The sequence below is a fragment of the Flagellimonas lutimaris genome (assembly GCF_003581615.1).
Classification (GTDB): domain Bacteria; phylum Bacteroidota; class Bacteroidia; order Flavobacteriales; family Flavobacteriaceae; genus Flagellimonas; species Flagellimonas lutimaris.
Window position 1 is genome coordinate 254,768 of record NZ_QXFH01000077.1, and the last position, 16,332, is coordinate 271,099.

General features: G+C 38.5%; 12 protein-coding genes and 1 tRNA gene. 10 read left to right on the forward strand and 3 right to left on the reverse strand.

Features of this window, described 5'->3' with window-relative positions; all coding sequences use genetic code 11:
* Window positions 1–24: 24 nt before the first annotated feature.
* Entirely contained in the window at window positions 25–2,745 is a 2,721-nt protein-coding gene (gene ppdK, locus D2V08_RS15375) for a pyruvate, phosphate dikinase (protein WP_119609150.1), read from the reverse strand.
* Between the two features lie 333 nt (window positions 2,746–3,078).
* Here ppdK and D2V08_RS15380 point away from each other — a divergent pair, with 333 nt between their 5' ends.
* The 10 genes from D2V08_RS15380 to D2V08_RS15430 all read left to right on the forward strand — a co-directional run bounded on the left by D2V08_RS15380 (window position 3,079) and on the right by D2V08_RS15430 (window position 13,136).
* Window positions 3,079–3,681 (forward strand): YceI family protein, encoded by a 603-nt coding sequence (locus D2V08_RS15380; protein ID WP_119609152.1) that lies wholly within the window; start codon window positions 3,079–3,081, stop codon window positions 3,679–3,681.
* Between the two features lie 35 nt (window positions 3,682–3,716).
* Window positions 3,717–4,979, forward strand: coding sequence for a hypothetical protein (locus tag D2V08_RS15385; protein WP_119609154.1), 1,263 nt, complete (start codon window positions 3,717–3,719; stop codon window positions 4,977–4,979).
* 79 nt (window positions 4,980–5,058) lie between these two features.
* Window positions 5,059–5,658: a YceI family protein gene (locus D2V08_RS15390; RefSeq protein ID WP_119609156.1), complete on the forward strand. Its 600-nt coding sequence runs from the start codon at window positions 5,059–5,061 to the stop codon at window positions 5,656–5,658.
* A gap of 168 nt (window positions 5,659–5,826) precedes the next feature.
* Window positions 5,827–6,693 (forward strand): sugar phosphate isomerase/epimerase family protein, encoded by an 867-nt coding sequence (locus D2V08_RS15395; protein WP_119609674.1) that lies wholly within the window; start codon window positions 5,827–5,829, stop codon window positions 6,691–6,693.
* A 104-nt stretch (window positions 6,694–6,797) separates the two neighbouring features.
* A tRNA-Arg gene (locus tag D2V08_RS15400) sits at window positions 6,798–6,871 on the forward strand.
* Between the two features lie 264 nt (window positions 6,872–7,135).
* Window positions 7,136–7,729 carry a Crp/Fnr family transcriptional regulator gene (locus D2V08_RS15405; RefSeq protein WP_119609158.1) on the forward strand — a complete coding sequence of 198 codons (594 nt, stop codon included), beginning with the start codon at window positions 7,136–7,138 and terminating at the stop codon, window positions 7,727–7,729.
* 53 nt (window positions 7,730–7,782) lie between these two features.
* Window positions 7,783–8,427, forward strand: coding sequence for a hypothetical protein (locus tag D2V08_RS15410; RefSeq protein ID WP_119609159.1), 645 nt, complete (start codon window positions 7,783–7,785; stop codon window positions 8,425–8,427).
* 26 nt (window positions 8,428–8,453) lie between these two features.
* The gene (locus tag D2V08_RS15415; RefSeq protein WP_119609161.1) at window positions 8,454–8,990 is read left to right on the forward strand and encodes an NADPH-dependent FMN reductase; all 537 of its coding nucleotides are present in this window, start codon (window positions 8,454–8,456) and stop codon (window positions 8,988–8,990) included.
* Between the two features lie 96 nt (window positions 8,991–9,086).
* The gene (locus tag D2V08_RS15420) at window positions 9,087–10,205 is read left to right on the forward strand and encodes a type 1 glutamine amidotransferase domain-containing protein (RefSeq protein WP_119609163.1); all 1,119 of its coding nucleotides are present in this window, start codon (window positions 9,087–9,089) and stop codon (window positions 10,203–10,205) included.
* A gap of 741 nt (window positions 10,206–10,946) precedes the next feature.
* The gene (locus D2V08_RS15430; protein WP_182835577.1) at window positions 10,947–13,136 is read left to right on the forward strand and encodes a PAS domain-containing sensor histidine kinase; all 2,190 of its coding nucleotides are present in this window, start codon (window positions 10,947–10,949) and stop codon (window positions 13,134–13,136) included.
* 68 nt (window positions 13,137–13,204) lie between these two features.
* On the opposite strand, the gene D2V08_RS15435 is transcribed toward D2V08_RS15430, so the two are convergent.
* Both D2V08_RS15435 and D2V08_RS15440 read right to left on the reverse strand, forming a co-directional pair.
* Window positions 13,205–13,801 (reverse strand): Crp/Fnr family transcriptional regulator, encoded by a 597-nt coding sequence (locus D2V08_RS15435; protein ID WP_119609169.1) that lies wholly within the window; start codon window positions 13,799–13,801, stop codon window positions 13,205–13,207.
* A gap of 190 nt (window positions 13,802–13,991) precedes the next feature.
* Window positions 13,992–16,304: a glycoside hydrolase family 3 protein gene (locus D2V08_RS15440; protein WP_439108281.1), complete on the reverse strand. Its 2,313-nt coding sequence runs from the start codon at window positions 16,302–16,304 to the stop codon at window positions 13,992–13,994.
* Window positions 16,305–16,332: the final 28 nt, after the last annotated feature.

Genomic DNA, 16,332 nt, shown 5'->3' on the forward strand with positions numbered 1-16,332 from the left:
AACAGAATGGTCAATTATTTACATTTAAGATATTGTTGCCTGTGCAGCTGCTACTCGGGCAATTGGCACCCTAAAGGGTGAACAACTCACATAGTTCATTCCTGCTTTGTGGCAAAAGGCAACTGAGCTAGGTTCACCACCATGTTCTCCACAGATACCGACCTTAAGGTCGGGTTTTGTTGTGCGGCCACGTTGAGTTCCCATTTCTACCAATTGGCCTACACCTTCTTGATCTAGTACTTCAAAAGGATCAGCTTTTAGAATACCTTTTTCAAGATATACGGGCAGGAATTTACCTGAATCGTCCCTAGAATATCCAAAGGTCATTTGTGTAAGGTCATTGGTTCCAAAAGAGAAGAAGTCGGCAATTTCAGCAATCTTGTCGGCAATCAAGGTAGCTCTTGGTATTTCGATCATGGTACCTACCGAATACGCTACGCTATCCTTACGTTTTTTGAAAACTTCTTGTGCTGTAGTATCGATTATCTCTTTTTGTTGTTTAAACTCTTCAACGGTACCAACTAAGGGAACCATAATTTCTGGTTTAACGGGAATACCATCCTTCTTGACCTTTAATGCAGCTTCCAAAATAGCTTGGGTCTGCATTTCAGTAATTTCAGGATAGGTATTTCCCAACCTACATCCTCTATGCCCCATCATTGGGTTAAACTCTTCCAGTTCAGCTACCTTGCTTTTTACTGAGGACAAGGAAATATGAAGGTCATCGGCAAGCTCTTTTTGGGTGGCTAACTGATGAGGTACGAACTCATGCAATGGTGGATCCAGTAATCTAACAGTAACAGGGTATCCTTCCATTGCTCTGAAAATTCCTTCAAAGTCGTTACGCTGCATGGGAAGTAGTTCTTTCAGAGCAAGTTTACGTCCCTTGATAGTATCGGCCAAAATCATTTCTCGCATGGCCTTGATACGGTCCACTTCGAAGAACATATGCTCGGTACGGGTTAAACCAATACCTTTTGCACCGAAATTGCGGGCAATCAGGGCATCTTTTGGTGTGTCGGCATTTGTTCGTACTTCCATAGTGGCATAATTGTCCGATAAATCCATCAATTCAGCAAATTCACCGCTCAATTCTGGTTCTTTTGTGCCAACCTTTCCTTCCAAGATGTTACCTGTAGAACCGTTAATGGAAATCCAATCACCTTCATGATATTCATGCCCATCAACTTTCAGGGTCCTTGTCTTGTAATTGATTTTTAAGGCACCTGCACCTGAAACGCAGCATTTACCAATTCCCCTAGCCACTACTGCTGCGTGGGAGGTCATACCTCCACGTGCGGTAACAATACCTTTGGCCACATTCATACCTTCCACGTCTTCGGGGGAAGTCTCAACCCTGATCAGAATACTGTTTTTAAATTTATCCGCTTCATCAGCAAAGAAAACAATCTGTCCAGTTGCTGCACCCGGTGATGCTGGTAAACCTTGAGCTATTACTTCGGCTTCATCCAAAGCATCGGGATCAAAGATGGGGTGTAAAAGTTCGTTCAGTTTATTGGGCTCTATACGCATTAGGGCCTTTTTCTCATCTATTAATCCTTCTTTAAGTAAATCCATTGCAATTTTTACCATTGCAGCACCGGTACGTTTACCATTACGAGTCTGCAAGATCCAGAGTTTACCTTGTTGAATGGTAAACTCCATATCCTGCATATCTTGGTAGTGTGTTTCCAGTTTATTTTGATACTCAAAAAGTTCCTTGTAAATATCGGGCATTAGTTCTTCCAACGACGGGTAGCTTTCTTTACGTTCTTCCTCCTCCACTCGGGCAAGTTTGGCCCAACGTTGAGAACCCAACAAAGTAATTTGCTGAGGTGTACGAACGCCAGCGACCACATCTTCCCCTTGGGCGTTGATGAGGTATTCCCCATTGAACACGTTTTCCCCGGTTCCAGCATCTCTGGTAAAGCATACTCCTGTTCCAGAATCTTCACCCATATTACCAAAAACCATAGCCTGGACATTTACAGCGGTACCCCAATCTTCAGGGTATCCATGCATTTTTCGGTAATAAATGGCACGATCACCGTTCCAACTGTCAAATACGGCTGCAATGGCTCCCCAGAGTTGGTCCCATGGATTTGTGGGGAACGGTTTGCCCGTTCTTTTTTTAACAATGTCCTTAAAGTCATAGACCAAATCTTGAAGATCCTGGACAGTAAATTCTGTGTCTTGCTCAATTCTTCGTTTATCCTTTAAATTATCAATGATTTCTTCAAAAGGGTCAAGGTCATCTTTGGACTCTGGTTTAAGGCCCATTACGACACTACTGTACATTTGGATAAAGCGTCGGTACGAGTCCCAAGCAAAACGTTCATTACCCGTCTTTTTAATTACCCCTTTAATGGACTCCTCGTTCAAACCAAGGTTTAGGACAGTATCCATCATCCCGGGCATGGAAACCCTTGCTCCAGAACGGACTGAAATCAGTAAAGGATTTTCATCATCCCCGAATACGGCCCCCATGGTTTCCTCGATACTGTTGATCGCACTACGAACTTCGGGCTCTATACGTTCTATAACCGATTCTCTGCCTTCTGCGTTGTATTGTGTGCAAACTTCTGTTGTTATTGTAAAGCCAGGGGGCACAGGAATACCAATACGGCTCATTTCGGCCAAGTTTGCTCCTTTACCACCAAGCAGTTCCTTCATGTCTCGTCCTCCATCAGCTTTTTTGTTGCCGAAAGAATATACGCTGAGTTGGTTTTCTGTAAGTGTTTCCATCTTTATATCTATTAAGAGATTGACAAATGCTAAAATCTGAATGTAAAATTAGAGGGTGCAGCTGGCTCATAACATGATAAAAATCAGTGTTTAAGGCGTTTTATATGTTTTGAGAGTAATTCTCACCAATGTTAATGCAACTAGGAAGTTTTTTGACTTCAAAATTGACGCTTTAAGTACAAAACCGATGAGATAGAGGGTTAAAAACCAATTGAATAGAAGATTTTTGTAACATTTGTTACTGAAAATCAGAAGCTTAGGAAAATACTGACATTTATCATCTTTTACGAATATTTCATATTAGAACTTTGTCCCCAACAAAACCAAAATACTATGCAATCACAATTTAAAAAAAGACCGTTCTCGATCAAGTCAGTCATTTTGTTGATGACATTCGGGTTGATTCCGATCGCACTTGCCGCACAGAGCTATCAAATTAGCAAAGGTGAGGGGGAAGTTATGGTTACAGGGACCTCTACCTTGCATGACTGGGAAGAAGTGGCAGAACAAAAATCAGGTTCTATCGCTTTGGACAACACAGGTGAACTCCCTAAAATCAAAACTTTAAAGTTTACTGTCGAAGCCGAAAGCCTTAAAAGCGGAAAGGGGGCTATGGACAAAAATACTTACAAAGCATTGAATACTAAAAAACACAAAGAAATCGTGTTTGTATTGAAAAATGTAAAAAGTGTATCTCCGGTAGTTTCTTCTTCCGATAAATATAAGGTTGTGGCCACTGGAGACCTAACCATTTCTGGCAATACAAATACAATCGATTTACCATTTAATCTAACCATTAATGGGGATAAGGTGCTGCTAAAAGGGAAAAAGGCTTTGAAAATGACCGATTACGGCGTTGAGCCTCCCAAAGCACTTTTAGGAACCATCACCACTGGTGATGAAATCGAGGTTCACTTTAATACAGTTTGGAAATAATTAACTTTAATACTCAACTAAATAAATCTACAATCATGAGAAAATATGTAAAACACGGATTACTCGTAGCTGCTTTTCTAGTTAGCCTATCGGGATTTACACAAAATCGTCAACTCGATAATTTCCGTTCACCGGACAAAAATGGAATCAATGTTTTTGAAGCACCAAAAGATACTGTCTCCACATTTGATGGGGTAAAAGTAAGAGTAGGTGGATCATCCACCCTTCAGTTTCAAGCATTAAATCATGACAACTCTGGAGCCGTGGAACTTATTCCAATCGGCGATAACTTTAACTTGGCGACTGCTAACTTGGATTTGGATGTGGCCTTGGCCAAAGGTGTTAGAATGCATCTGAGAACCTATTTATCTTCTCGTCACCATCCAGAGCCTTATGTAAAAGGAGGTTATTTCCAAGTGGATAATTTGGACTTCATAAGCCCTGGATTTTTGGAAGAAGCCATGAAGTATCTTACCATTAAAGTAGGACACATGGAAAACAACTATGGTGATACCCATTTTAGAAGAAGTGATAACTCCCAAGCCATGTACAATCCATTTGTTGGTAACTTGATCATGGATGCGTTTACCACTGAGGTCGGTGGTGAAGTTTACTTCAGAAAGAATGGATTCATCGGTATGTTCGGTCTTTCCAATGGTAAATTGAACCAAGCAGTTAGCAATCCAGATGCTACTGGAGCTTCCATTTTGGCCAAATTAGGTTATGATGGACAGGTGAATGAAGACTTGAGACTTAGAATTACAGGTTCTATGTACAGCACAAATAAATCGGGTAGAGTATACTTGTACAGTGCAGACCGAACAGGCTCCAGATATTATTTGGTGATGGAGGATACCGAAGCTAGGGCATCTAGTAACTTTAGATCAGGTAGATATAACCCTGGGTTTAATAACGAGATCACTGCCTTTATGATTAATCCATTTGTGAAATACAAAGGATTGGAATTCTTTGGAACCTTTGAGACATCATCCGGAAAAACCGATGCTGAGACCGATAATAGAACCGCTACACAGTTGGCCGGTGAATTGATCTACAGATTTGGAAATGATGAAAACTTCTACTTGGGAACTCGTTACAACACTGTTACATCTGACGATCCATCTGGATCAGAAATAACTATTGATAGATTCCAACTTGGTGGTGGTGTATTCTTGACCAAGAATATTTTGGCCAAAATAGAATATGTGAACCAACAATACGATGGATACGATACCACAAGCATCTTCCACGAAGGTGAATTTAAAGGAGTTTTGTTGGAAGCTGTTATCAGTTTCTAAAATATGATTGATGATTGATTAAGGCCTAGGGCAGGAATGTCCTAGGTCTTTAACCCTAAAAATATTATATTAGATACTCATGTTGTCCACAAGTCCACATATCACCAAAATTGTTTGGATTGTTTCTGCTCTTTTAATCGGGTTTGGTTTTACCGATCCGGAAAGGGAAACTAAAGTGCGTGTGGCTCCTGAGAGCGAGGTCGTGATTTCTGGAACAACGAACGTAAACGAATTTACCTGTAAATATAATCTAGAAGAACTGGAGCTGCCCATACGGTTGGCCTATGACGACAAAGCTGAGCAGATACAGTTCAGTAATGCGCAACTAAAGTTGGCCAACGATTGTTTCGATTGCGGTGGTAAGGCTATCAATAAGGATTTCAGGGAATTATTGCAGACTGAGGAGCACCCGCAAGTAGAACTCAGGTTATTATATGTTGATCCCCCACAGCCCGATAATCAAAAAATCGGTGTGGGTATGGAGATAAAAATAGCTGGCGTAGCCCGAAACTATGAAACCATATTATATTGTGAACAACAGGGCAATATTTGTGTTGATGGAACGATACCTTTAAAATTGACAGATTTTGGATTGGAGCCTCCCAGAAAAGTTTTGGGGATGATCAAGGTGCATGACGAAATACAAGTAAAAGTAGCTTTAAGCTTAAAAGAAATTTAAAAATTTAAGTACTCATTTATTTTGAAATCCGTTGCGATGTTTTTACATGCAGCGGATTTTTTTTTACATGAATCAGTAGGGTATTCTAACAATATCCATTAAAAATATTAATCGGGAAAGCATTATATTGTGAGACATTTAAACCGAAATTAACTACAAACAATAATGATGAACAGAATTCTATCAACAAAGGGCATTTTTACCTTGGCCTTTGCACTATTTACAATCACATTTTACGCACAAGATAACTTTGGCGGACTGGCACTTTATACGGTGAGGGACAATATGGGCGAGGATCCCAAAGCAACGCTACAAAAAGTAGCAGATGCTGGTTATTCTTACATTGAGGCTGCAGGTTATAACGAAGGGAAATTTTATGGCATGGAGCCACAAGAATTCAAGTCCTATTTGGAAAGCATTGGATTAACTCCTGTAAGTACACACATGGGAGGAGTAACTTTGGAAAATGCGGACCAACAGATAGCCGACACCAAGGCTGCCGGATTTGAATATTTTACTGTTCCCGTTCCACCAATGGGCATGTTTACCTTTGATCGTGAAAACCGTACCATGGGTATGAAAGGTACTATGAAAGAGTTTGCAGATATCCTTATGACTCTGGGTAAAAAATGTGAAGCAGCTGGATTGAAATTGTTATACCACAATCATGATTTTGAGTATAAGAACAATGAAGATGGAATTAAGCCAATTGAATATTTGTTGGATAACACAGACCCAAAATATGTAAACTTCCAAATGGACTTATATTGGGTAACCCGAGCAGGGGCCGACCCTGTTGCTTATTTTAAAAAATACCCAGGAAGATTCAAATCATGGCACGTAAAGGACATGGATGAAGAAGGAAAATTCGCCCCGGTAGGGGAGGGAACCATCGATTTTGCCAGAATCTTGAAGGAAAAGGAGACATCGGGCATGGAAAAATATTTTGTGGAACAAGATATGACCTGGGATAAAAAACCACTGGAAGTAATCAAAATCAGCCATAAAGGATTGAAAGAGATAGGCTTTAAATAAAAACTTGGGTAACCGATTTGATGCTCTCATCATAAAATTGATAAGAAATCAAAAAAATATTTTTTACAATCGGTTACATTAGTATCTTTGCACCCGCAAAGTTTGGTCGCGTAGCTCAGCTGGATAGAGCATCTGCCTTCTAAGCAGACGGTCGAAGGTTCGAATCCTTCCGCGATCACCGCCCGAAACCCCCAGTATTAATGGGGGTTTCTCTTTTTAAAGCACTCTTTTATACACTGTTTATTGCTTCAAATTCCGCTTAATTCCTTAGTTTAAAGGAATTATTTCCAATCAATTATAAACCGGAAAATTATTTTCTGGTTTCAATGCAAATAAATATATCTTAAATAGTAAATATAGCTGCAGATAAGTAGGTTGATTAATTCCAACCTTAATTATCTGATTTTGGATAGTTATTAGGAAGAAATTATAAAAACTCATCTTGGAATTAAAGTACTCACATAAACTAATCATTGATAATGTCGGTAGGTTTATTGATTTAACCGAGCTTGAAAAACAGAAGTATATTTCTTTGCTTGCCGAAGTGAAAGTAAAAAAGAAGACATTTTTGATGCAAGCTGGTGAAATAACCAAATACGAGTATTTTATCACCAAAGGTTGCTTGAAAGTATATACTTTGGACGAAGATGGTGTACCCCACATCTCTATGTTTGCCGTTGAAGATTATTGGACAGGGGACATGGCCAGTTTTATCACCAAAGAACCTTCGCGTTATTTCATTAAAGCCACAGAAGATTCAGAATTATTAGGTATTTCTAGAGCTAATTACGAGTTGCTTTTTAAAGAGATACCAAAATTCGAAAAGTTTTATCGCATACTCTATCAAAGGTCGCTCATAAATTACATAAGGCGTTCCAATTATGGGATATCCTTAACCGCAGAGGAAAGATATATCGAGTTCAAAAGGAAATACCCTAACATTATCAATAGAATTACCCAGAAAGACTTAGCGGCCTACATTGGCATTACACCAGAGTTCATGAGTAAAATCATCTCCAAAGTCAACCGAATGTAAAAGTCTTAAACTAGTTCATTTTTTTTCATGTGTTCCTCGCGGAATTTTGAAGCATGAAAAAAATAGTAATCATTATTCCACTATTAATTTTCGGATTTGCGAAGAACTCAAATGCGCAATTTACGCAAGTAGAACTGCTTTCGGGTTTTGATAAAACGGATTTTACATTGTATGCAGGTTATCCGATCAATGAGAAAAATAACCTCAGTATTGCAACCCTTGCCTTCTTTCAAAAATTCAATAAAAAAGAGAATGAGGGTTTTGATGAAGTAGGCGTTCAACCCACTTTATTTTGGAACATCAACAAGAGTGTTGCCATTGGTCCATCTATTTATTACAACAGTTTTGCTGGGTATTCAGAACGCCTGTCGGCAAAGCTCACACTAAAAAATTCACGCGTATTATTTGTAATTATTCCTACGGTTGCCCATTCCGAGAAAAAGAATGCTGGCTATGCCGAAGCGTTTGCACAGTTTCAGTTCAACTCACCTCTAAATGACAACGTATCCCTTTGGTTAAATGGGCAGTTTTTAACTGTCTGGGACAAGTTTAAAGCCCATTCCAGGAGTTTTCAGCAATTGCGTGCAGGTGTGTCGTTCAATGGGCACCAATTTGGTGTAGGTATGGACTTTGACCAGTATGGACTTGACCCAATAGAAAAATCATCTCTCGGTTTCTATTACCGAAAAACTTTATAAACAATTTAAAATCTAAAACAGTAATCATGAAAAAAATAATCACAATAGCAGGAAGCAATAGTCAAAAATCCATCAATAAAAGTTTGATCACCTATACCTCTGGTTTATTGGAAGATGTAGAAATTATTTCAATTGACTTAAACGATTATGTCCTCCCCATTTATGGTGTTGATTTTGAAACTGAAAATGGTATTCCAACTGCGGTCAAAAGACTGGATGAGTTGTTTAATACTGCCGATGGATTTATGGTATCTCTCGCAGAACATAATGGATCGTATGCAGCGGTATTCAAAAATACCATAGACTGGTTATCCCGTGTCAATATGAAAATATGGAAAGAAAAACCTATGCTGTTAATGGCTACTTCACCTGGAGGCCGAGGTGGAGCATCTGTACTGCAAGCTGCAAGTGCTTACTTCCCGTTTATGGGAGCCAGCATCACAGATACTTTTGCATTGCCCTCTTTCTATGATAATTTCAATAACGGGGAAATCAACGATGTTGATTTGAAAGAAGACATTCATTCCAAGGTCCACAAATTTCAAACAACGATCAAATCATAAACCAATCACCTGTAATTTGTCATTGAACGTAAAACTTTTGATGTAACAAAACAGGCTTTTATTCGTGTTTTTTATTCAATTCAAAACAATCAAAAAATGAAAAAAATTATTTTAAGTATCGTATTTATTTTACCTGTCATGCTTTTTTCTCAAACCAACGACATCAAGAAAAAAGTATTAATGGTAGTCAGCAGTTATGGAAAAGATATGGGGGAGGCAAGACCTGGTTACGAGTTTGATGAATTCTCCCAAGCCTATTTAATTTTTAAAAACAATAATCTATCCATAGATGTGGCGAGCCCAAAAGGCGGCAAGGTAGAAGCGGACAAATACAACAAGGACAAACCTTACAACAAAATACTTTTAGAGGATAAATATGCTCTCAGTTTGTTGGACCATACCAAAGCTACTGCCGATATAAATGCAGCGGACTATGATGCCATCTATATAGTTGGTGGCAAGGGTGCGATGTTTGATTTGCCCTATGACCCTGCTCTTCAGGATATCATTTCAAATTTGTACAATAAGGAAGGAGCCATTATTTCTTCTGTTTGTCATGGCCCTGCAGCCTTCGTTAATGTCAAAAATGGTGATGATTACATTATAAATAATGTGGAAATAACCAGTTTTTGCAACATTGAAGAGGAGCTTTTTGGGAAAAAATGGGTGAAGGAATTCCCTTTTAGTCTGGAAACTAAATTAGAATCAAGGGGAGCCATTTTTAAGCAAACTGATTTTATGCTCTCCAAAGTTGTTGTATCAGGCAAGTTTGTTACCGGTCAAAATCCCTTTTCAACCGCAAGATCGGCCGAAGCTGTTGTATCATCTTTAGGTCTTACACCTGTTAAAAGAGAATTGTACAACGATGAAAGGAGCGCTTACTTATTGCAGGACTTATTGGATAGAACAAAAACAATTGAATGGGCCGAAGCGGAGCTGGCCAAAAACAAAGCCAAATATGACATGCCATTGATAGCGGCCTACGGCTATTATAAAATTTTGGCTTCTAGCGAAAACAATGAGGAGTTATTGAAAGGTGTTGAATTGGTAGAGTTGACCTCGCCGTACTTTTTTAATGAAAACCTACAGCTTTTATTGGCCAAAAGTTATGCTTCATTGAATAAAGAAGAAAAAGCAAGGCATATCGCAAACGAATTGATTTCAAAAAATCTATTAAAAGAAGAATCAGAAAAGTTACTTGATGAATTAAAATGATATCAATTAACGGTAAAGATTCTAAAATTGTTCATACTGTGGAATTCACTAATATTTAAAAGAACCATATTATAAAAACTAAAATAATCGGGCTGTTCCAAATTGGTTCAGCCCATTTTATTTTTAAAAGGAAAATACACGCCAAAAACGGTTTAATATTTTATGGTTAATTTCTAGTCTACAAAGACAGAATACCATAAATGATCTATAATTTGTTTATTATCAAAGCATAAGCAAGGATAAACTTTGTAAACATAGTGGTCGGCCAGTTGAGTTCAAATCCTTCCGAGAGATTATATTTTTGAAGTCCTTTTACTTGTATATGTACGTTTTCACGAGAATCTATTTCGATTTCTCTCTTTTTCAATGAAATTTGTCTAATGACAGATAAGATATGATACGAAAAAATTGAGAAACCCGACTTTCTCTAATTTTAAAAGTCTCATTTGTAATATTAGGTCTTGAACAAAGGGATGGAAGTTCCAAAATTCTTTTTCTTCAGTTAATATACCTATATGCTCTCTCACAATAATAATTTTGAGAGGCCTGTTACCATCTTTGGAATATTCAATCAAGATTACCAGTATTCACCAAAGGCCTAAATTATAAATATCTTACAGAAGTTTAGATTCCTGTCCGATATCTTAATTTATTAATTCTTAATAATATTGTATTTTGTTTTAACGTTATTAACGATATTTTGAACCTAGATTGAGGTTTTTTCAATTAATTGAAAGCTACGTGATAGTCAAACAATCCCTTTTTAAAAAGACCCCCATTCCTCTAGCTGTTTTGGATACAAATTGTGTTTTTGTAGATTTTTCAGACAGTTGGTCAGCATATTTTGGTCAGACTGATGAAATGGTAGGGAAGCCATTTTTTGAATCTATGCCTAAGTTGCCAGAAGCCCTAAAATCTGACATGAGGTTTTGCTTGGAGCATGAGGGTTTTAAATCGGGTGAGGCTCGTATGGTTTTTGAAAATGGTGAAACCGTTTGGTACAATTGGAAAATTGAAAGCGTTAAGGATGAAAGTGACATCATAACCGGCATTATACTTGTTTTGGAAGATATCACCAATAAAAAACTTGAAGAAGAACTTTTGGTCAAGTCGCAACGTGTGGCACGGATTGGGGGATGGGAAGTTGATCTGGTAAATGATAAAATCTACTGGTCGCACATCACCAAAGAGATCCATGGGGTGGACGAAAATTATATTCCCAATCTGGCAGATGCCATTTCGTTTTATAAAGAGGGGTATAGCAGAACAACCATTTCAAAGCTTGTTAAGGAAGCGATGGAATATGGTAAGGCATGGGATACCGAGCTTCAAATTATTACGGCCCAAAATAAAGAGGTTTGGGTAAGGGCCATTGGGGAACCGGAAATGATCAATGGCAAATGCGTTAGGATAATAGGAACCTTTCAAGATATTGATAGACGGAAAAAGACTGAAATCGAATATAACAAGGTTAGTGATAGACTTGCCTTGGCAACTGATAAAGCCGGAATTGGAATTTGGGAATATGATATCAAAAGAAATGAACTCTTGTGGGATTCCAACATGTATAGCTTGTACGGAATCGAAGAATCTGATTTTAAAGGGGTTTTTGAAGCCTGGGAATCATGTGTTTTACCGGAAGATTTGGAAAGATCATCCAATGAAGTAAAAGATGCCATAGAAGGGAAAAAGAACTTTGATACTACCTTTAGGGTGAAATGGCCAAACGGTGATATTAGATGGATAAAGGCCGAAGCGACGGTTACGAGGGACAATAACGGAGAGGCAACTAAGATGATAGGTGCCAATGTGGACATTACCGAATTAAAAACCACAGAATTACAACTTGAAACCAGCGAAGAATCACTACAAGGAGCTTTTGAAAACTCATCGGTAGGTATGGCACTTGTTGCTTTGGATGGTAAGTTCATCAAAGTAAACCAAAGTCTTTGTGAAAGTCTTGGGTATAGTAACGAAGAATTGTTACAACTTACCTTTCAGGACATTACCCATCCAGATGATTTGGAAATTGATTTGGCCTTATTAGGTGAAGTTGTGGAAGGCAAGCGAAGTACCTATCAAATAGAGAAAAGATATTTTGATAAAGGTGGCCAATTAGTGTATATTTTACTTACGGTTACATCGGTCAAGAATTTTGATGGTACCTTATCTCATTTCATTTCCCAAATTGTAGATATTTCCCCCCGCATCAAAGCAGAGAAAAAATTAAAAAACCTACTCCAATTGACTACTAACCAGAATAGCAGTCTTTTGAATTTTGCCCATATCGTATCGCACAATTTGCGCTCAAATTCGGCCAATCTCACCATGATTTGTAAGTTTCTTTCAGAAGATGGATTAAAGCAAGAAGAGCAAAAAGAAATGATTGACATGCTTGGCAGGGCTTCAGACGGGCTGAATGAAACCATAACACACTTGAATGAAGTTGTGCAAGTAAAATTGGAAACTGGCAAAAAACTTAAGGAAGTACATGTGCGCAACACCTTTGATAAGATTTTGGAGGATGTAAATGCACTAATACTCGAGAATAAAATCAATGTAAATACCAATATTTCGGATACCTTTAAGGTAAAAGGGGTGCCTGCATATATTGAAAGCATTTTTTTGAATTTAACCACGAATGCCATTAAATATCGCGACCCTGAAAAGGAACCAACACTTACGATACAATCTTATATCGAAGATCAGTTTATAGTATTATCTGTAGAGGATAACGGAAAGGGTATTGATTTAGAAAGGTATGGAAAGAAAATTTTTGGTATGTACAAAACCTTTCATGGAAATAAAGATGCCAGGGGTATAGGCCTTTTTATTACAAAAAATCAGATTGAGTCCATGGGCGGTACCATTGAAGTTGAGAGCGAAGTTGGTGTTGGAACCAAGTTTAAGGTTAAGTTATTGAAAGTGTAGTAGCTTGTCAATAGCTTTTGCTCTAATCGAGAATTCTTGAAATTAATTGGAAGCCTATTGTGCTAATCTTAATCTCTTTCCCTCATAAGCCGCGATAAGGTCTCAGGCCTCATTGCTAAAAATGACGCTAAATATTTTTTGGGAATCCTATCAACAATTTGAGGTTTTTTGTGCTCCATAAAATAGTCCAACCGTTTGCTTGCATTGGGGATTCTCGCTAAATACACTCTTTGCTCTGCCAGTATATAATACTCCTCAAGGAGAATACGGTTTATTTGACGCATCTCTGGAAAGTGATCCCAGCAATATTTGTAGTCTTCGTATTCTAAGTAATCACAATAAGTTTTTTCCAGACTTTGTATATTTTCTTGGCTTTTTTCATTTCTAAAAAAGCCAGTAATGGAGCTGAAAACCTCATTTTCGGTGTCCACCCAAGTTGTGATCTCTGAAGAATCAATTTCAAAATACCCCCTAACCATACCTCTTTTAATAAAATATAGTCTGTCACATATTTCCCCTGCTTTACTGATCATTTCTTTTTTTTCGAAAGAGCAGGTCTTTATATTTTCAAATAGATATGATTTTAGACTTGGACTTAAGGGACAAATAGCATTGAGAAAGGGAATTATAAACAGATTTTTCTCAATATTTTCGCTATGAAGCATTTAAAATGTGATTTAGTTTGAAAAATTTGTTGGCAGGCTAAAAATAATACATTGTCCTTAAATTAAATCATGATTGGTTATAAAGTAGTGGAAACGTACGATTTATCATGTAAAGTGTAAATCGTAGTAATCCAAAATAAAAAAGCCTCCGGTTACAGAAGGCTTTTTAAATCTAAATGTTGGTATAATATTATTTGTATTCTTCAACCCGAGTGTCATCGATAACTCCTTTCCAATCAAGTCCAAAAGCAAAATCATAGGCATTTCCATCAGAATCGGTATAAGGTTCCATGTCCCGTGGCACATCTTCAAATTGGTCCTCAACCGTCATCATATCATTGGGCATTTGGAATGGTAATAAAGCTGAAGGTTCCACCTTACCAGAAATAATGTCCATTAATGCTTGGTCCTGAACACCCATTTGAACCAATATTGCATCCGCAGCTGGTTCAATTTCAGCAAATACCATGGGTTTGGCTATTCTAACAATGACAACTACAGGTTTATCGCCCATTTTTCTTTTGGTATCTGTTACCAAGGCCATATCCGAAATATTGGAGGCCGTAGTTGTTTTTCCTTTATAGGAACGGTTGGAAACATCTTCTTCCAAAGGACTTCCTGCCGCCAAACTGACTTCTCTTGCATTGGCAGCAGTATAGGTTCCATATTGTAAACTGATAGGAACATATCCGTTTCCTCCTTTTTCCTTGTCCGCAATATCGTAACCAACTCCACCATTTGGATTTTCTATGCCAACAAGTGCAAAATCAGCATTGTCGGGGTTATCCACAATTTCAAAATATTTGTTTACCACCTCCATGTTGAATGGATGTTCTGTGCGTTCCGGTGTTGCAACGCCAAACCAGTTTACAGCGGGGGCCACATATCGTTGTGGCACATAAACCTTTTTCTTGGCCTCTAATGGAAGGGTTTTTGCTTTGTTCTTCAGCATAACCACAGATTTAAGCTGCGCATTATATCCTGCTTCCATAAATTCTGAGTTACCCACAATTTTCTCTGTCTCTGCCACATCCAAATATGGATTTTCAAACAACCCGGTTCTAAAAATATTTTTCAATAAGCGAACGGCAGAGGTCTCAAAACGTGCTCTCATATATTCTTCACCATGTTCTTCAACCCCCATGTTATAAGCTTCGATAACGGGACCCATTTCGTTGTTGCCACCAAATTGGTCACAACCTGCTTCAATGATTTTGTAATGTCTTTCAGCAACACTCAAATTTTCAACCCCCCAAGGCTTCCCTCTAAACTCATATACATTTGGCGCATCGCGCGTAATGCCCCAATCTGTACAAACTACACCGTCGTAGCCGTATTTGCCACGTAGCAGGTCTGTAATCAGGTATTTGTTATAGGCATTGCCCACGTTTTCGTCATTTTCAGTGTCTTGATTGTATGAAATGGTGTAATAAGGCATAACTGCCGCTGCCATTTTTGTTGGTCCATCTAAATCAAAGGCACCCTCAGTAAAAGGCTTTAAATGGTCTTCTAGGTTTTTTCCAGGATAAACCGCATAGGCTCCATAGCCAAAATGGCCATCACGACCACCTTCTTCGGGCCCTCCTCCGGGCCAGTGCTTAACCATGGCGTTAACACTCTGGTTGCCCCAATCCCCATCTTCCGAGGCCTGGAATCCTTCCACGTAGGATTTGGCCATATCAGCAGCAAGTTTGGGATCTTCTCCCATAGTGCCATCAAAACGCGACCATCTTGGTTCTGTGGCCAAATCAATTTGTGGGGATAGTGCGGTTGCGATACCCAATGCCCGATATTCTTTAGATGCAATTTCTCCAAATTGTTGCATCAAAGATGGATCAAAGCTTGCTGCTAATCCCAATGTACTGGGCCACATTGAAATTTGTCCCCCGGCTCCCGCATTGAATTCTGCATAGGAATCACTTCCATGTCTAGGGTCAGAGCTTGTATTAATTGGTATACCCAGTCCAATGCCTTCTACCATGGCTTGGGCATTGTTGTTCCATTGCGCTGAAATTGCGGGCGATTCTACACTGGTGATCAATACATGTCTTAGATTATCCTCTTCAAGGAATTTCTTCTGTGCATCCGATAGGTCGCTTGGTTTAGCGCCACTTTCGACATAAGGTTTTCCATTATAAGTAACTGGTCCAAAAAAGCTGTTACCTCCTCCAGGAATAGATTGGTGAGCACTATATAACATTAAACCGGCGATTTGTTCGACACTCATTTTTGAGGCAAGGTCAGTGGCACGCTCTTCTGGTGTTAATCTCCAGTCCTCATAAGGATCCAAAGTGCCATTTTTATTGAGGTCTTTAAAGGCTAAACGATCTGCCGTTAAAATAGATATTTCGGAATCTGGACTATACCCTAAGGTTTTACCATTTTCATTGTGTACGAGGTTAAAATCCTCTTTAACTTCTTCTGTATACTTTGGGCTACAGCTAATAAAAAGTACTGTCGATAATAGGATGCCATAGTTAAGGCAATGTTTTAGCATTTGCATTTGGTCGGTTGTTTTAATTTTTGTGCTA